Origin of the sequence: Halomonas sp. S3-1-1 (genome assembly GCF_023757625.1) — a bacterium.
In the GTDB taxonomy this organism is placed as follows: Bacteria; Pseudomonadota; Gammaproteobacteria; order Pseudomonadales; family Halomonadaceae; genus Vreelandella.
In genome coordinates, this window is the sequence record NZ_JALGBZ010000010.1 from 1 (window position 1) to 16,695 (window position 16,695).

At 62.0% G+C, this 16,695-nt stretch carries 14 protein-coding genes and 1 pseudogene; 7 read left to right on the top strand and 8 right to left on the bottom strand.

The genetic code is table 11. The features are described from left to right. From MQW23_RS18875 to MQW23_RS18895, 5 genes and pseudogenes are all read right to left on the bottom strand, one after another. Window positions 1–184, bottom strand: a pseudogene (locus MQW23_RS18875) (electron transfer flavoprotein subunit beta/FixA family protein); the annotation flags it as partial. A 108-nt stretch (window positions 185–292) separates the two neighbouring features. Continuing rightward, window positions 293–1,687 (bottom strand): hypothetical protein, encoded by a 1,395-nt coding sequence (locus MQW23_RS18880; RefSeq protein WP_252109772.1) that lies wholly within the window; start codon window positions 1,685–1,687, stop codon window positions 293–295. Further along, window positions 1,684–2,166, bottom strand: coding sequence for a PaaI family thioesterase (locus MQW23_RS18885; RefSeq protein ID WP_252109773.1), 483 nt, complete (start codon window positions 2,164–2,166; stop codon window positions 1,684–1,686). The genes MQW23_RS18880 and MQW23_RS18885 overlap by 4 nt, the downstream gene beginning before the upstream one ends. Next, window positions 2,150–3,700 (bottom strand): class I adenylate-forming enzyme family protein, encoded by a 1,551-nt coding sequence (locus tag MQW23_RS18890; protein WP_442908631.1) that lies wholly within the window; start codon window positions 3,698–3,700, stop codon window positions 2,150–2,152. The genes MQW23_RS18885 and MQW23_RS18890 overlap by 17 nt, the downstream gene beginning before the upstream one ends. Window positions 3,701–3,762: 62 nt before the next feature. Continuing rightward, complete coding sequence (locus MQW23_RS18895; RefSeq protein WP_252109775.1) at window positions 3,763–4,914, bottom strand: acyl-CoA dehydrogenase family protein; 1,152 nt, start codon at window positions 4,912–4,914, stop codon at window positions 3,763–3,765. Between the two features lie 406 nt (window positions 4,915–5,320). On the opposite strand from MQW23_RS18895, the gene MQW23_RS18900 reads away from it, so the two are divergent. The 7 genes from MQW23_RS18900 to MQW23_RS18930 all read left to right on the top strand — a co-directional run bounded on the left by MQW23_RS18900 (window position 5,321) and on the right by MQW23_RS18930 (window position 12,574). Continuing rightward, complete coding sequence (locus tag MQW23_RS18900; protein WP_252109776.1) at window positions 5,321–6,838, top strand: 3-hydroxyacyl-CoA dehydrogenase; 1,518 nt, start codon at window positions 5,321–5,323, stop codon at window positions 6,836–6,838. 86 nt (window positions 6,839–6,924) lie between these two features. Beyond that, window positions 6,925–8,133, top strand: a complete 1,209-nt coding sequence (locus MQW23_RS18905) for a 3-oxoadipyl-CoA thiolase (RefSeq protein WP_252109777.1) — start codon at window positions 6,925–6,927, stop codon at window positions 8,131–8,133. A gap of 81 nt (window positions 8,134–8,214) precedes the next feature. After that, a complete protein-coding gene (locus MQW23_RS18910) occupies window positions 8,215–9,030 on the top strand; it encodes an IclR family transcriptional regulator (protein ID WP_252109778.1) in 816 nt (271 codons plus the stop codon). An 80-nt stretch (window positions 9,031–9,110) separates the two neighbouring features. Further along, window positions 9,111–10,223: an ABC transporter permease gene (locus tag MQW23_RS18915; protein ID WP_252109779.1), complete on the top strand. Its 1,113-nt coding sequence runs from the start codon at window positions 9,111–9,113 to the stop codon at window positions 10,221–10,223. Further along, the gene (locus MQW23_RS18920; protein ID WP_252109780.1) at window positions 10,220–11,008 is read left to right on the top strand and encodes an ABC transporter ATP-binding protein; all 789 of its coding nucleotides are present in this window, start codon (window positions 10,220–10,222) and stop codon (window positions 11,006–11,008) included. Before MQW23_RS18915 ends, MQW23_RS18920 begins: the two co-directional genes overlap by 4 nt. Before the next feature lie 7 nt (window positions 11,009–11,015). Then, window positions 11,016–11,957 (top strand): MlaD family protein, encoded by a 942-nt coding sequence (locus tag MQW23_RS18925; RefSeq protein WP_252109781.1) that lies wholly within the window; start codon window positions 11,016–11,018, stop codon window positions 11,955–11,957. Further along, window positions 11,954–12,574 (top strand): ABC-type transport auxiliary lipoprotein family protein, encoded by a 621-nt coding sequence (locus MQW23_RS18930; protein WP_252109782.1) that lies wholly within the window; start codon window positions 11,954–11,956, stop codon window positions 12,572–12,574. Before MQW23_RS18925 ends, MQW23_RS18930 begins: the two co-directional genes overlap by 4 nt. A 4-nt stretch (window positions 12,575–12,578) precedes the next feature. Here the strand turns inward: MQW23_RS18930 and MQW23_RS18935 are convergent, their stop codons facing one another. From MQW23_RS18935 to MQW23_RS18945, 3 genes are read right to left on the bottom strand one after another with little or no spacing between them, the layout of a single operon-like run. Then, window positions 12,579–14,399 carry a protein kinase domain-containing protein gene (locus MQW23_RS18935; protein ID WP_252109783.1) on the bottom strand — a complete coding sequence of 607 codons (1,821 nt, stop codon included), beginning with the start codon at window positions 14,397–14,399 and terminating at the stop codon, window positions 12,579–12,581. A 31-nt stretch (window positions 14,400–14,430) separates the two neighbouring features. Further along, the gene (locus MQW23_RS18940; protein WP_252109784.1) at window positions 14,431–15,702 is read right to left on the bottom strand and encodes a 2-oxo acid dehydrogenase subunit E2; all 1,272 of its coding nucleotides are present in this window, start codon (window positions 15,700–15,702) and stop codon (window positions 14,431–14,433) included. A gap of 15 nt (window positions 15,703–15,717) precedes the next feature. Beyond that, window positions 15,718–16,695, bottom strand: coding sequence for an alpha-ketoacid dehydrogenase subunit beta (locus MQW23_RS18945; RefSeq protein WP_252109785.1), 978 nt, complete (start codon window positions 16,693–16,695; stop codon window positions 15,718–15,720).

The window sequence follows — 16,695 nt, forward strand, 5'->3', positions numbered from 1 at the left end:
TCACGGCGACCACTTCCGTGGCCACGCCCTGCTCCTTCAGGCGCACCGCCTCTTCCACGGCGATCTCGCAGAAGGGGTTCATGGCCATCTTGACGTTGGTGAGATCCACGTCCGAATGGTCTGCCTTGACGCGAATTTTCACGTTGTAATCGATGACGCGTTTGACCGCGACGAGTATCTTCATGGGATGCTCCTGCCTGGTTTATCGTTCCGCAAAGCAAAACATTATTTCAATTTATAGAAATCAACATTAAAAAAACCCGGCGCAAAAATCAAGCGCGAACCGCACGCTTCAAACGGGCGAACAGGCAAACCAAAGCGCCAGCAGCGGCACGGTGGCGAGCAGAAATCGCCCGTTCCAGCGATAGCCGATGTGTAGTGTGGACACGCCGGTGAAGCGCGAAAGGATGAGCATCGATGCGGTCATCGGTGACGACATCAGCGATAGCGCCCAGCCCACCATGAGCGAAGCGGCAATCAGGACCGGCGGCAGACCGTCGATGCCGAGCGTGGGCAGAAGCCCCGCCAATAGCGTTACCGTGACGATGGGATTCACCCCGAGCTGGGCGAGCCCCAGCACCGTGAGCATGGCCAACACAGCATTCAGTGCTCCCAGAGTATTGAGTATTGAGAGAAGCGGTGCCAGCGACTGGGTATCCACGAGCGCGATACACAGGTGCCCAAGATAGCCCGCCGCGCCGAGCACCACGATCTCGTTGGCGCTAGGCGAGAGAAGCCAGGGAAGCTTGCGATGGGCGGTGGCAATGGCGCCGGGCAGGCCCCCGTAGCCGAGCCGGCGACGCTGCCAAGCAAGCCACAAAAGCGCGCTGGCAGGCGCGCCGATCAGCGTCGCCACCGGCAGGCGAACCCCCAGAAGCAAGGCGATCAATACCACCAGCGCAACCACGGCGGCCAACAGCGCGCTGAATCGGGCCAGCGGCAGCAGTGACGGCGCAACACGCGTGCTATCGGCGGGCGGGTGCGGGCCGGTCAGGTAATCCACCCCCCAACCGACCAGAAAGGTAAGGCCCGCAGCGAAAAACACATAAGGCGCAAGCTCGAGCCAGGTGATCTCGGGGATGCTCGAGAGCACCACCGCCACGCCCATTCCCATGGGCGAAATCAATGGGGCCAAGGCAAACCCGCGCAAAAGTGCCAGCATCATTCGGCGCTGACGCGCCTCACGCACCCAAGCGCGGCCCTGGGCCGCCTCGAGCGTGTTGCTCTTCTCGATCATGGCGGCAAAGAGGTTCAATACCCCGATATTGAGGATGATACCGAACAAAATCGAGCCGAAAGAGAGAATCGGGTAGCGCCGGCCAGGGGGCTGCAGCAGCATGGCTTGTCCGCAGCGACGTACCAGCGGCGAGCCGTAGGCGGGCAGACGCATCATGCCAAGCGCCACCACGAAGGTCGCGAAAAAGGCGAAGCGGCCTCCCGCCTCGAACAAGAGCATCGCGGGAGACGGCAAGATAACGATCGCCAGTATGCTCACCAGGCCCGCCACGGCAAGCAGCCCCCGCGCCATGGCGTTCAGTTGGCCGGACAGCGTGAAGAGGTATGCGACCAGGGCCGCCACACCAACACCCTGGGCCACCACGGAGATTCCCCCACCACTCACCAGATGCAACAGTGTCGCCAGCGTCACCACCAGCAGCAGCGAAACCCGCAGGCGGGCAAGCGTCACTCGCGGTGTCCTTTCAGACGCTCCTTGAGTAGCGAGATGGGCACGCCATCGGGTGATTCGCTGCCGCTCAAGCGCTTGAACGACCCCTCACCCATGGCGATGAGCCTACCCTGCTCGTCGACGACCTCGGCACTGGCCATGTAGATCTTGCGCCCACCGCCGCGCAGCACGCCGACACAGCGCAGCACACCCTGCTTTGCCGGGCCAACGAACGTGGTGCTAAGCGAAACCGTGACGGCGCGGCGAGCATTGCCGGGCACGGGACAAAAAAGCCCGGATAGGCTCAAGGCGTTGTCCAAAAGCGCAGAGAGCACGCCACCGTGAACGTTGCCGCTTCGATTGAGATGCTTCTCCTCAAGGGTCATCTCGATGACGGCGCGGTCGGCACTCCACTCGACCACGCAAAGCCCCAGTAGATCATTGAAGCCGCCCGGCTCGTCTATCGGCACGCCGCTTTGATCATCATCGATTCGACGCATCACTCGCCTCCTGCTGGGCCAGATCACGCAAGCGCCCCTTGAGAATCTTGCCCGTCGCGGTGGAAGGCAACGCCTCCATCGTGACGATTCGGGAGGGCCGCTTATAAGGAGCCAACCGTTCGGCGATGAACGCCTTGAACTCGGCCATGTCGAGCTCAACGCCCTGCTCGCACTGCACGAAGGCGATGACTTCCTCGTTACCCGCCACCTGGCGCCCGACCACGGCACAGAGCGTGATCGCCGGGTGCTCGTTGATCACCGCTTCGACATCCGGCGGATAGATATTGAACCCGGAGCGAATGATGAGCTCTTTGCTGCGCCCGACGATATAAAGCTGGTCATTACGATCGACCCGGGCGATATCGCCGGTGTTGAGCCAGCCATCCGCAGTGAGGCTTTGGCGTGTCGCCTCGGGCTGACGAAAGTAGCCCTTCATGACGTTAGGACCGCGTACCCAGAGCTCGCCCACTTCGTCACCGGCGGTTTCGCCGGTAGCGGTGCTGCCCAGTGGCTCGAGACGATACTCTAAAAGCGGCAGTACCCGACCGACCGTATTGCTTTCGTGGCGATCATCGATACGCGTCTGGCTGATGGTCGGGCTGGCCTCGGTCAGCCCGTAGCCGTTGTGAAGCGTCAGGTTGAAGGCCGCCTCCACCCGGGTCTTGGTATCGCTATCCAAAGGCGATCCGCCGGCGGAGATGTAAATCAGCGCCGGCGCCTTGAGCTCGCAACGCTCGCGCTTGAGGTACTCGAGTGCGCGGGCGTACATCGCCGGCACGCCCTGAAGTACGCTGATCCGCTCTTCATCGAGGGTCTTGAGCAGGTGCGCGGCATCGAAGCGAGGCACCGTATACAGACAGGCGCCGTTATAGAGTGAGCCCATACAGACCGACGACAGGCCAAACACGTGGGACATGGGGAGAACGCCGTAAACCCGCTGCCCCTCGTTCAAGTGACGCATACCGCCGGAAATCGAGGCGATATAGAGAATGCCGCGATGGGTCAGCATCACGCCCTTGGGCGTTCCTGTCGTGCCCGAGGTGTAGATCATCGCGGCCACCTGCTCGGTCCCGCTTTCGCTCACCGGCTCCGGGTCGCTTTCTAGAAGCGCCGAGAGGGCAAGCCCGCCGAGCTGCGGGTGCTGATAGCGATCGGCACCGTGGCGCTCAGCATGGCTGGTGGCATCAATTGATGCCTCGCAGGTATAAATGATGCGTCGGGGCAGGCAGTTGTCGCGAATAAGATCGATTTCCTGCGCCGAGAGCCGCGAGTTGACGATCGCGACCCAGACGTCCATCTCGCTGGCCGCCAAAAGCAGCACCACCAAAGCGCGACCGTTTTCGCTCACCGTCATCAGGCGATCGCCGGGGCGAAACCCGAGCCCTTCGAGCCAGCGTCGCGCGGCGCGTATCTCATCGCCAAGCTCGGCATAGCTCCAGCGGACCCCGCCATCGACGATCGCCGGATGCTCGGCGAGACGCTGGGCGTTTTCCAGTACTCGCGTGCTGAGACGTTCGGGTAGTTGCGCCACCAGCTCGCTTGCAAGCGTGCCGAAGATATCCTCGTCCGGCGCCTGGTAGGGAACCGACAAAGCCATCAGGACGCCTCCCGAACCATGTTACGGGCGATAACCAGCTGCTGGATTTGCGTGGTGCCTTCGTAGATGCGAAACAGTCTGACATCGCGGTAGAAGCGCTCGACGGGGTACTCGGACATGTAGCCCGCACCGCCGTGAACTTGCACCGCGCGATCCGCCACGCGCCCCACCATCTCGGCGCAGAAGAGCTTGCAGCACGACGCCAGGGTCGAGACGTTCTCGCCGTCGTCCTTGCGCCGAGCGGCGTCCATCACCATGGTGCGTCCGGCGTAGGCCTCAGTCTTGCTGTCCGCCAGCATCGCTTGCACCAACTGGTGCTCAGCGAGTGCGGCGCCGAACTGCTGGCGCTCCATGGTGTAGTTGAGCGACTCCTCGACCAGCCGCTCGGCAACGCCCACGCAAACGGCGGAGATATGCAGGCGTCCACGGTCGAGCACCTTCATGGCGGTCTTGAACCCCTGACCTTCCTTGCCGCCGATAATGTTCTCTGCGGGCACCCGGCAGTTGTCGAAGATGATGTCGCAGGTATGAGCCCCCTTCTGGCCCATCTTGCTATCCGCCGGGCCGCGCACGAGCCCAGGGGTATCGCCTTCGACGATGAACGCCGAGATACCGCCGGCGCCCTTATTGTCCGGGTCGGTGCGCGCCATCACGGTAAACAGGTCCGCCTCGGGGCCGTTGGTGATATAGCGCTTGGTGCCGTTAAGAATGTAGTGGTCGCCGTCGCGTACGGCGGTGGTGCGCAGACTCGCCGCGTCGGAGCCGGAATCCGGCTCGGTCAGACAAAACGAGCTTAGAATCTCGCCGGTCGCCAGGCGCGGCACATAGCGAGCCTTTTGCTCCTCGGTGCCGTCGATCAGAATACCCTGAGCGCCGATACCGTTGTTGGTGCCGAAGACCGAGCGAAACGCCGGCGAGGTCTTGCCGATTTCCATGGCGACCAGCGCCTCCTCCTCCATGGTCAGGCCCAGACCACCATACTCTTCGGGGATAGAGAGACCAAAGAGGCCCATCTCCTTCATTTCCGCCAGCAGTTCAGCGGGCACGGCATCGTCCTCGGCCAGTCGCGCTTCGTTGGGAATCAGGCGCTCGCGCACGAAACGGGAGATAGTATCGACTAGTTGATTGATCAATTCGGGGTCGCGAATCATGACGGCTCCAGAGAGTAGAGAGTGGCGTTTGGCTCACCGACGACCCGGGGTGGGTCCATCAGCGGCGTGCAAAGCGGCTTGGCCTTGAAACTTGGTGCGTAAAAACGTAGTGCTTAAAAACTTAATACTTAAAACCTAGTGCTTAAAAACGTAGCGCGTAAAAAGGCTTGAATCTCGAGGGCTGCTGCTCGAACGGCTTTTCTTTTTGAGCCTTGTGTTTTCAAGTAAGCGTTCATCTATCGATAAGCCTTATAAACCTAGCTCATTCTGCACAGCGAAATTTAGGTTCGCACTTATTGTCAAGCACTTTTGCATAGCCTAGGATGGTAGTCAATAATTGGAATCTGGTTTTGCAATGCAAAACAAAGCAACGACACATCATCGATTTGCATAAAGGATTGATTCAATGGCGACGACATCTTCTCCGTTTCGCACCTTGGGAATCGTGGGCACCGGTGCCATGGGGCGCGGTATTGCACAGTTAGCGGCACAGGCAGGTCTGGAAGTAAGGCTCTTCGATGTCAAGGAGGGCGCGGTAGAAGAAGCCAAGGCGTTCATCGAAGGCCTTTGGCAGCGCGGCGTCAAGAAAGAGCGCCTATCAAGCGAAGAGGCGACGGCCTACGGCGAGCGGCTGAAAAAAGCCGACGATCTCCAAGCGCTTGCACCTTGCGACATCGTCGTCGAAGCGATCGTCGAAAGGCTTGATGCAAAACAGTCACTGTTCTCCGAGCTCGAAGGTATCGTCGACACACAGGCAGTACTGGCGACCAATACCTCGTCGCTTTCGGTCACCGCCATCGCTGCGGGCTGCCGTCACCCGGAACGCGTCATCGGTTTTCACTTCTTCAATCCAGCGGTGCTGATGAAAATCGTCGAAGTGATTCCAGGGCTTCGCACCAGCGACGAGGTCACCGAGCGCGTGAGCGCGCTGGGCGAAGCGATGGGCCACTTCACCGCACGGACTACCGACACGCCGGGGTTTTTGGTCAACCACGCTGGGCGCGCCTTCGGCACCGAGGCGCTGCGCATTCTGGGCGAAAGCGTCACCGATGTGGCCACCATCGATCGCATCATGGTCGATCAGGGCGGTTTCCGGATGGGGCCATTCACCCTGCTGGATCTCACGGGCCTCGACGTTTCCCACGCGGTGATGGAGTCCATTTACCACCAGTTCTATGAAGAGCCACGCTTTCGCCCTTCCCCGCTGACACGCCAGCGCCTCGATGCCGGGCTTCTCGGCCGCAAGACCGATGAGGGTTTTTACCGCTACGTGGATGGAAAGCAGCAGATGCCCTCGGAACCCGAGCTTCCAGGGGCCGAGGCGCGACCGGTGTGGGTCAGCCAGGACGACCCGCAAAGTGCGGCGCAGCTTGCCAAACTCGTGCAAGACGCCGGCTGGACACTGGAAACCACGGATGCTCCCTCGTCACAGGCGCTTTGCCTGCTGACCCCGTTTGGCGAAGACACCACGACCTGCGCCCTGCGCCTCGAGCTCGACCCTCGCCGCTGCGTCGCCGTGGATATGCTCGCCGGGCTTGAAAAGCGCCGCAGCCTGATGGTCACGCCGGTCACCCAGGACGACTATCTGCAGGCCGCCGCCGCTCTGCTCAATCACGACGGCACGCCGGTCAGCACCTTTCAGGACAGTAACGGCTTCGTGCTTCAGCGTATCGTGGCCTGCATCGTCAACGTGGGTGCCGAAATCGCCCAGCAAAGCGTCGCCGAGCCGGCCACCATCGACCGCGCCGTGGAACTCGGCCTGGGCTACCCCTTTGGGCCGCTGAAGATGGGGGATCACTACGGGGCGCGACGCATTCTGACCATTCTCGATCGGATGCAGGCGGCCACCGGGGACCCGCGCTACCGCCCAAGCCCGTGGCTGCGTCGTCGCGCCGAGCTCGACATGCCGCTGACCCAAGCCTAATGAAAGCACTCGGCCGAATCCTATTCTGAAACCGATTCGGCCGGCCTATTTGATAAACGCCCATTGACCACAACAAGGAAAACGTCATGACCGATGCTTACATTTTTGATGGTATTCGCACACCGTTTGGCCGCCACGGCGGTAGCCTTTCAGCCATTCGCCCGGACGATCTGCTCGGGCTCACGCTCAAGACGCTCGTCGAGCGCAACGCCTTCAAGCCTGAAAGCTACGAGGACGTGTTGGCCGGTTGTACCAACCAGGCCGGGGAAGATTCGCGCAACGTTGCGCGCCACGCCGCGCTTTTTTCGGGGCTGCCCATTGAGGTGGCGGGGCAGACGGTCAATCGCCTGTGTGGCAGCGGCCTGGCGGCGATGATGGATGCCGCCCGCGCGGCGCGCGTGGGCGAAGGTGAGCTATTTCTAGCCGGCGGCGTGGAGTCGATGTCCCGCGCGCCCTATGTGCTGGGTAAGGCGGAGACCCCCTACGCCCGCAATCAACCGATGTATGACACGGTCATCGGTTCGCGCTTTCCCAACCCGTGGATCGGGCGTGAGTACGGCAATCATAGCATGCCGGAAACTGCCGACAACGTTGCCCGCGACCTGAACATCAGCCGCGAACAGGGCGATGCTTTCGCCGCTCGCTCCCAGGCACGCTACGCCAAGGCGCTAGAACAGGGCTTTTATGAAGGCGAAATCATGGGCGTCGAAGTCCCCCAGGGCCGAAAACAGCCGCCGCTACTGATCGACAAGGATGAACATCCGCGCCCACAGAGCACCGAAGACAAGCTCGCCAAGCTCGGTGCCCTTTTCGAGGATGGCGTGGTCACCGCCGGCAACGCGTCGGGCCTCAATGACGGCGCCGCGGCGCTGATCGTCGGCACCCGCGGCGCAGGCGAGAAAGCCGGCATCGCCCCGAGGGCGCGTATCGTCGCCAGCGCCGTGGCCGGCGTTGCACCGCGCGTGATGGGGTTAGGGCCGGTGCCCGCCTCACAGAAGGCGCTCGCCCGCGCGGGTCTTTCGCTGTCGCAGATGGACGTTATCGAGATCAACGAAGCGTTTGCCGTGCAGGTGCTGGGCTGCCTGCAAGGGCTTGGCCTTTCAAGCGACGACCCGCGTTTGAACATGAACGGCGGCGCCATCGCCATCGGCCACCCGCTCGGCGCGTCCGGTGCGCGTCTGGTTCTGACCGCGTTGCGCCAGTTGGAAGCCACTAAAGGCCGCTACGCGCTGGTGACCATGTGCATCGGCGTGGGCCAGGGCATCGCCACGGTCATCGAGCGCCTCGACGCTTGATCGCTTGCGTTGAAGGGTGTCGCGCTGGCCCCGGTGACATATGCGATAATGAACGCCATTCACCACCGATTGGAAGACCGAATGCAACACACCGATAGCGATGCCCCGGCCTCGCCCGGCAAGGACCGCAATTTCGTCACTGCTCTGGCCCGCGGGCTGGAGCTTTTGCGCGCCTTCGGAACCGGTGAGGAGTATCTGGGCAACGCCGAGCTCTCCAACCGAACCCGCATTCCCCGCCCGACGGTATCCAGGCTCACCTACACGCTGACCCAGCTCGGCTATCTTCAGCATAATACCCATCTGGAGAAGTACCGACTCGGTCCCGGCGTACTGGCGCTGGGCTACCGCTTTCTAGGCAACATGGGGATACGCGAGATCGCTCGCCCTCACTTGCAGAAGTTTGCCGAAGCCACGGACTGCAACGTAAGCCTGGGCGGTGCGGATCGCAGCGACATGGTGTATCTGGAAACCTGCCACGGCAGCGGGCCGTTGATCATTCGACTGGATGTGGGCTCCAGGCTTCCTATCGCCACCTCGGCCATTGGCCGGGCATGGCTGTGTGGCCTAACAGAGAGTAAGCGTGAGCAAGTCCTTCAAGTGCTCGCTCAGCACCATGAGCGTGACTGGCCAGCACTGGAAGCAGGTATTCAGCAAAGTCTGGAAGATTACGCCCAACACGGGTTCTGTTTTTCGGAGCAGGATTGGCAACGTGACATTAGCGCCGTGGCCATGCCGCTCATTCTGGAAGATGGCGCCGAGGTCATGGCAATCAACTGCGGTGGCTCCAGCGTACGCCTGGATCACGATCGACTGGTGCACAACCTTGGGCCGCGCCTCAAGGAGGTAGCCGCGCAAATCAAGCAGGAACTCGCTCCCAAACCTCGCATAGTGCGCTAAGCTTGCGTCCAAAGCTTTTCACTAACGCCCGTTTGAATGCATCATGAAAAGCGCGAGATCGAAAGGACGCGGGAGCGGCAATGCCAACGCAGTGGTTCAAACGCGAAGGAAACACACTTACTCTTCAGGGAGAGTGGACCTTAGAGCACTACGCAACACTTAAAAAAGCGCTCGACGGCCTCGACCCAAAAGCCAACGCCGAGATAAAACTCTTGGGTTTTGAGCGCATTGATACCGCCGGTGCGGCGCTTTTGGTCAATCTTCTGGGCGTCGAGCGCGCCGGTCAGGTCGATGAGTGGGCAAGCGATTTACCCAAGTCGCAGCGCGCGCTGATCATGCGTATTGCCAGCGCCATGGACGTTTCGCTGACCCTCGATACCGACACGCCCAATCGGCTGGTGTCGATGCTGGCGGGTATCGGAGCCCAGGTCGAGGGGCTTTATCGTCAGCAGCGCGAGCTTTTGGGCTTTATCGGCCTGGTGCTGGCAACGGCGCTGCCGATCATGATCAATCCCCGGCGCTGGCGGGTAACCGCCACCGTCGCTCACGTCCAGCAAAGCGGCTTGAATGCCGTGCCCATCGTCATGCTGCTCACCTTCATGGTGGGCGCAGTGGTCGCCTTTCTAGGCGCGACGGTGCTGCAAAGTTTTGGCGCGACCGTTTATACCATCAATCTGGTGGCGTTCTCTTTTTTGCGCGAGTTCGGCGTGCTGCTGGCCGCCATTCTGCTTGCCGGACGCACGGCCAGCGCCTTTACCGCCCAGCTCGGGGCGATGAAATCCAACGAGGAGATCGACGCGCTCAAGGCGCTGGGGCTCGACCCGATCGAGCTTCTGGTGCTGCCGCGGATTCTGGCGATGCTGGTGAGCCTGCCGCTTCTGGCGTTCATCGGCATGCTTAGTGGCCTTCTCGGCGGCGCGGTGGTCTCTGCGGTATCGCTCGACATACCGTTCTACCAGTTCATGAACACACTGCAGGAGAGCGTCTCGCTCAACCATTTTCTGGTCGGGCTGGCCAAGGCGCCGGTGTTCGCCTTCATCATTGCGGTTATCGGCTGTCTCGAGGGGTTCAAGGTCGCTGGAAGCGCTCAGTCCGTTGGCGCGCACACCACCTCGAGCGTCGTGCAGTCGATCTTCATGGTGATTTTGATCGACGCGCTGGCCGCGCTCTTTTTCATGGAGATGGGCTGGTGAGCGGTACAGACGATCAAGAACCGGTCATTCGCGTAAAGGGGCTGGTCAACCGTTTTGGCGACCATACCGTTCATGAGAATCTCGATTTGACCGTCGAAAAAGGCGAGATTCTCGGCGTGGTGGGCGGCTCGGGTACCGGCAAGTCGGTGCTGCTTCGAAGCATCATTGGCTTGCAGCGCCCTAACGAAGGCACCATCGAGGTGCTGGGTACGGATCTTTCAACGCTGGACAACGAGGCGCGCAGCCGGGTCGAGCGCCGCTTCGGCGTGCTGTTTCAACAGGGGGCGCTATTTAGCTCGCTGAACCTTCAGGAGAATATCGCCCTGCCGCTGATCGAGCATATCGGCTTGCCGCGCGAGGACGCCGAGTACCTGGCGCGCATCAAGCTGTCGCTGGTGGGGCTTTCACCAGAGGACGCACTCAAGACGCCGGAGTCGCTTTCCGGGGGCATGATCAAGCGCGCCGCCCTTGCCCGCGCGCTGGCACTGGACCCGGATATCCTGTTTCTTGACGAGCCCACCGCAGGGCTCGACCCCATCGGCGCCGCGGCGTTTGATCATCTGATCAAGACGCTGCGCGATGCGCTCGGTTTCAGCGTGTTTCTGGTGACCCACGATCTGGATACGCTCCATGCGGCCTGCGACCGGGTGGCGGTGCTGTCCCAAAAGCGCGTGCTGGTGGCGGATACGTTGGAAAACGTCGCTCAAACCGACGACGAGTGGGTACAGGAGTACTTCAACGGTCCGCGGGGCCGCGCCGCCGCTTCTTCTTTCGTTCAGGAGTGACACGCTCATGGAAACCCGTGCGCACCACGTTTTAATTGGCCTTTTTACCCTACTGACCGCGGCCGCCGCGCTCGTATTCGCGCTCTGGATGAGTCAGGCGGCCGGTGAACAGGAGTACCGGCCCTACCGCATTCTGTTCGACAGAAGCGTCAGCGGGCTATCCGAAGGAAGCTCGGTGCAGTACAACGGCATCGAGGTCGGCGAGGTCACCAACATGGCGCTCGACCCAACCGACCCGCGCCAGGTGGTGGTTTCGATTCGCGTCGAAAAACAGACGCCGATCAAGATCGATACCCGCGCCAAGCTCTCGATTCCGAGCATCACCGGCAGCATGTCGGTACAGCTTGAAGGCGGCGCGCCGGAAAGCCCGCTTTTGTACGCGCAGTCCCATGACGCGGTGCCGTTCATCCAGGCGGATCCTTCGCCCATTGCCACGTTCATGGAGCAAGGGGAAGAGATGATCGACAACGTCAACGCCATTCTCGAGAACGTGAACCGGTTGTTCAACGACGAGAGCCGCGAGCAGGCGGGCAACATTCTGACCGATATCGCCGAGATCACCGACATGATCGCTTCTCAGCGCGCCGCGCTCGACGAGAACATGGCGCTGTTTGGCGATACCTCCCGCCAGGCCACCGCAACGCTAGAACGCATCGAGGTGCTCAGCGACGAGGCCACTAGGCTTTTGCGCGAGGATGGCCATCAGGTAATGGCGAGCGCGGCTAGCGCCAGCCAGGACGTTGCCCGGGCCGCTCAGCGTATCGAGCAGTTGGTCGACGACAACGCCGCCGCGGTCGAAAGTACCCTCGCCAGCACTCAGGACGTCGCCCCGGCACTCTCGGCGCTGCGCTCGACGCTTACTACGCTTGACCGTATTACCCGCGATCTAGAAGAGAACCCGACCGACTTTTTGCTGGGTCGTGATCGAATAGAGGAGTTTCGCCCATGAAGATTCGCGCAGGCCTTGGCCTTTTCGCGGCCGCGCTGCTGGCGGGCTGTTCGGTGCTGCCGGAAAGCGACCCGGCCACGCTTTACCGCCTGCCGGTCGCCGCCAATCAAACCCCGGCGAGCAACCCCTTGCTCGGCGATAAGCGTCTGGGCGTCGCTGCCCCGGAAGCGGGTCATCTATTCAGCGGCAACCGCATCGTGGTCTACCCGGATCGCAACGTGGTCAACGTCTACGAAGGTGCGCGCTGGCACGAAAACGCGCCGGCGCTGATACAAACCCGCCTGGTCGATGCGCTCTCGCAAAGCGGGCTATTCGAAAGCGTCGGCGTCGACCGGCTGCCGTCTGATCTGCTGCTGGTGAGCGAGCTTAGGCATTTTCAAAGCGAGTATGACCGCACACCGCCGATGGCGCGCATCCAGCTCGACGTTCAGCTCGTCGACGAGCAGCGACGGCCGATCGCCAACGAAACCCTTACCGCAGAATCGCGGGCGGCAAGCGTCGAGATTCCCGATGTCGTCGACGCCTTTGGCGAGGCCAGCGACCGCTTGAGCGCCGCGCTCGTCGAGTGGCTCACCACCCTTTCAAGCGACGCGCTCGCGTCCGCTTCCCAGAATTGAAACCTCAAAGCGCCCGCGGGTTTTTGGGGTAAAAGCGCTCGGGCTGACGCTCGAGGTGAGAAAAAAAGCGGGTATCCTTGTAAGGCATTTTCATGAAGCCGGAGACCCCTAGCCCGTCGATCAGATTGACCGCGTCGAGTATCCGATCCAACAGCGCCGTAAAGGCGCGCTCCTGGTCCGGGTCGAGCAGCCGGTAGTAGCTATGAATTTTTAGGTGCCGTGGATGGGCCTCGAAGATGATCATACCGGTGTGGTGGATCTCGTTGAGCCGTTTGAGCAGCGCCATGATGGTGTCGGGCAGCGCCAAAAGCTCTTCCGGATCGGGGCCGTCCTCGAAGTAGCTGTGCTGGCGGGTACGGTTCTCCTCTGGCGTGGCGCTTAGCTCGAAGCGAATACGGGTGCCTGGCTGACGCTCGAAGGGCTCACCCTCGCTTGCCCGCTCCAGATGCAGCGTCTGGCGGGCGTCGAACAGACAGCTTTTGAACACCCCCTGACGGTGAATGGCCCGGGCCAGGTGCACCATGTTGTTGACGGCCTGAGTGAATGCCGGGCGCCTGGCCGGGTCGTGCAGGTTCAAGGAGGAATCAATATAGACCCCTTCGGCTTCCCAGCGAATGGCGAGCCCACCCACGACCGGGTATCTGCCCAGCCGGCTTACCGAGGCGAGAAACGCCTTTTCGGTCTCACCCATTCCCTGCATGAACTGCTTGTAGTAGCGGTCGAGCTGCACGTCGTTGACGTCATCCAGCGCCGGCTCGACGTTGGCTTCACGCAGAAACGCCTTGCGCGAGCTGTACACCACGGTATCGATCTCGGCGCCAGCCGGGCGTGCCCAGACCGGAATCAGCGCCACCGCGGGCTTTTCAGGCAGATCCACCATCACCGTGCGCGCTATGGCGGGCATGCGCGCGAGAAAGTAGTCACCGGCCTGGCGGCGCGTGGCAGGGTCCGGGTCGAGCATGGCGTCCAGCGTACGGGCGAACTCGACGGGAAGGCCCAGCGAGCTTGCCGGAATGGCGCGGTGGCCGAATCGGCAGGACTGCGCCGAAGCGAGCGCGTAGAGCGTGCCGGCCACGCCCTGCTCATCAAAACGCGGTGACGACAGCGCCCCGCCCAGCTGCTCCTCGCCAATGAAATAGACGTCGCCGAGGCGCGCGTTGGTTTGCTGAAGGTGGTTGGACATTAGCTCCATGACGTTGCTGCCGACCGGCTGCAGATCGCTATCCAACTGGGCGAATACCGACGAGCCCCAGTCGATCAATGCCACTGTCTCACGCGTGGCGTCATACACCAGGTTCGAGGGTTTGATATCGCCATGCACCAGCGGCCGGCCATAGGGGCCGGTCTCCTGGCGCAGCGCCAGCAGAATATCGGCGAGCTGCGCGGCGATTTTTACGACCAACCGGGGCGATAGCCGCCCGTGGCGCAGCGATATCTCCTCCAGATTCAGGCCCGGCGCCCGCTCCATGACCAGAATCGACTGGCCGCGAATGCGCTGATAGCTGACTAGCCGGGGAATGCGCGGATGATATATTTGATCGAGCATGAACGCCTCCTCCTCGAGGCGCTCCTGCAGATGGGTGGGTAGGGTGATACGCGAGAACTTGAACACGTAGTGGCAAAGGGTTGCGCCCTGCTCGGCGCGACCGGCAAAGACGAAGCCGTAGGCGCCCTTGCCGATCAGCTCGATCGCCTCGAACCCAAGCTGGCCGAGCTCGGCTTGGCAAAGCGCCACCCAGTCCTTGAGCTTTCGCGCATCCCGATGGTTGAGAAGATAAACCGACTGCTCTTCGGGAATGTAGAACTGCTGTAGCGCCTTGGGCATCGCTCCCTCGCCGGGCTTTTGCGGTCAGTGGCTAGCGCAGATGCAACAGCATCGACTCCGGCGCCTCCAGAAAGCCCTTCCAGGCGTTGCAAAAACGCGCGATGGTGCCGCCGTCAATGAAGCGGTGATCGCCTGCCCAGGTGACCGTCATGATCGCCCGGCGCGTCACCTCACCCTCCGCATCGAAACGCGGCAGCCACTGGCTTTTGCCGATAGCGACGATCGCCGCCTCCGGGGCGTTGATAATCGGCGCGGCGTAGGTGCCGCCGAGCGCGCCGATGTTCGAGACGGTAATGGTGCCACCCTTGAGATCCGCCTGATCGACACGCCCTTCGCGCGCCGCGATGGTCAGCCGGCCGACCTCTCTGGCAAGCTCCACAAGCGTTAACGCCTCGACCCCTTTGACATTGGGCACCATTAGCCCCGCCTTGCCATCCACCGCCATGCCGATATTGCAGTGCGCGGCGTAGTGAAGGGTTTCTCCCGCCTCGTCGAGCCGAGCGTTGACCAGCGGCTCGGACTCGATAGCCAGCGCCATCGCTTTCATGAAAAAGGGCATCAAAGTCAGGCGCTCGCCACCCGCCTCGACCGCGGGCTTGAGCCGTTCGCGAAGCGCCAAAAGCTCGGTAACGTCGATCTCTTCACCGTAATGAAAGTGGGGAATGGTGCTGACCGAATGCACCATGCGCTTGGCCATCGCGGCGCGCATACCGCGAAGTGGCTCGGTGCGCTCGCCGGTGTTGCTCGCCACCGGTGCCTGGACCGGCTCGCCGCTGGCACTTTCCAGATGCGCCAGCACGTCTTCCTTGAGCACCCGGCCGTCCTTACCGCTGCCCTTGATTTCATCGAGCTTAAGCTCGTGCTCGCGCACCAGCCGGCGCACGGCGGGGCTGGCCGGGGTTTTGCCGTGGCGCTCTTGAGACGACGTATCCGGCGCCTTTTGCGCTTCAAAACTGGAGCCCGATTGAGCGGCCGGCGCTATCGGTCGTGAAGCCGGCTCTTCACCTAGGGATGCCTCGGCCTTGTTCTCGTTCGCTGCGCCAGCGCTTTCCGCATCGGCCTCAGCGTCATCGGTTTGGTAGGCGTATAGCGGCGCGTGCACCTTGGCGATTTCGCCTTTTTGCACGTACAGCCTGGTAACCACGCCCGCCTCGGCGGCAGTGATCTCGACTAGGGCCTTGTCGGTCATCACCTCGACGACCGGCTGGTCCTCTTCGAGCCGGTCGCCCTCCTGGACGCGCCACTCGACCACTTCGCACTCAACGATCCCTTCGCCGATGTCCGGCAGTACAAAATCACTCATGGTTTCTCTCCCGGATTAGAAATCGACGCTTTCACGGATCGCCTCAAAGATCTTGAGGTGATCCGGCAGGTACTCTTTTTCGAGCACCAGCGGAAACGGCGTGTCCAGCCCGGTCACGCGGCGAATGGGGGATTCCAGGTAGAGAAAGCAGCGCTCGGCCACCGTGGCGGCGATCTCGCCGGCGAAGCCGCCGGTCAACGGCGCCTCGTGGCTAATTACCAGCCGTCCGGTTTTGAGCACCGACTCGACCACGGCGTCGCTGTCCCAGGGCGACAGCGTGCGAAGATCGATCACTTCGCAGTCGATTCCCTGCTCCTCGGCAAGCTCGGCGGCCTTGTGAATCACCTCCATCTGCGCGCCCCAGCCGACCAACGTGATATCGCCGCCTTCGCGAGTGATCTCCGCCTGGCCGATGGGGAGTTGGTAGTCCTCCTCCGGCACTTCGCCGGTGGCGGCGCGGTACAGGCGCTTGGGTTCGAGAAACAGCACCGGGTCCGGGTCGCGGATCGCGGCGAGCAACAGCCCCTTGGCCTGGTAGGGGTTTCGCGGGACCACCACCTTGAGCCCCGGCGTATGGGTGAAATAGGCCTCCGGCGACTGCGAGTGGTAGAGCCCGCCGGCGATGCCACCGCCGTAGGGCGTGCGAATGGTCAAGCCGCCGACGTTGAACAGATCGCCGGAGCGGTAGCGGAACTTGGCGGTTTCGTTGACGATTTGATCGAACGCCGGAAAGATATAGTCGGCGAACTGGATTTCGGCCACCGGCACCGAGCCCTGGGCGGCCAGGCCGTTGGCGAAGCCGATGATCCCCTGCTCGACCAGCGGCGTATTGAAGCAGCGCGCCTTGCCGTACTTCTCCTGAAGATGGCTGGTAGCGCGGAAAACGCCGCCAAACACGCCCACGTCCTCGCCAAAGCAGATGACCTTGTCATCCTCGGCCATGGCGATATCCAGCGCCCCGTTGATCGCCTGCAGCAGATTCATTTTAGCCAT

Excerpts from the sequence above, each read along its gene's own strand:
- MQW23_RS18940 (WP_252109784.1), bottom strand. The coding sequence starts at position 15,702 with ATGAGTGATTTTGTACTGCCGGACATCGGCGAAGGGATCGTTGAGTGC.
- MQW23_RS18905 (WP_252109777.1), top strand. The coding sequence starts at position 6,925 with ATGACCGATGCTTACATTTTTGATGGTATTCGCACACCGTTTGGCCGC.
- MQW23_RS18900 (WP_252109776.1), top strand. The coding sequence starts at position 5,321 with ATGGCGACGACATCTTCTCCGTTTCGCACCTTGGGAATCGTGGGCACC.
- MQW23_RS18935 (WP_252109783.1), bottom strand. The coding sequence starts at position 14,399 with ATGCCCAAGGCGCTACAGCAGTTCTACATTCCCGAAGAGCAGTCGGTT.
- MQW23_RS18895 (WP_252109775.1), bottom strand. The coding sequence starts at position 4,914 with ATGATTCGCGACCCCGAATTGATCAATCAACTAGTCGATACTATCTCC.
- MQW23_RS18925 (WP_252109781.1), top strand. The coding sequence starts at position 11,016 with ATGGAAACCCGTGCGCACCACGTTTTAATTGGCCTTTTTACCCTACTG.
- MQW23_RS18915 (WP_252109779.1), top strand. The coding sequence starts at position 9,111 with ATGCCAACGCAGTGGTTCAAACGCGAAGGAAACACACTTACTCTTCAG.
- MQW23_RS18930 (WP_252109782.1), top strand. The coding sequence starts at position 11,954 with ATGAAGATTCGCGCAGGCCTTGGCCTTTTCGCGGCCGCGCTGCTGGCG.
- MQW23_RS18945 (WP_252109785.1), bottom strand. The coding sequence starts at position 16,695 with ATGGCTAAAATGAATCTGCTGCAGGCGATCAACGGGGCGCTGGATATC.
- MQW23_RS18910 (WP_252109778.1), top strand. The coding sequence starts at position 8,215 with ATGCAACACACCGATAGCGATGCCCCGGCCTCGCCCGGCAAGGACCGC.
- MQW23_RS18885 (WP_252109773.1), bottom strand. The coding sequence starts at position 2,166 with ATGCGTCGAATCGATGATGATCAAAGCGGCGTGCCGATAGACGAGCCG.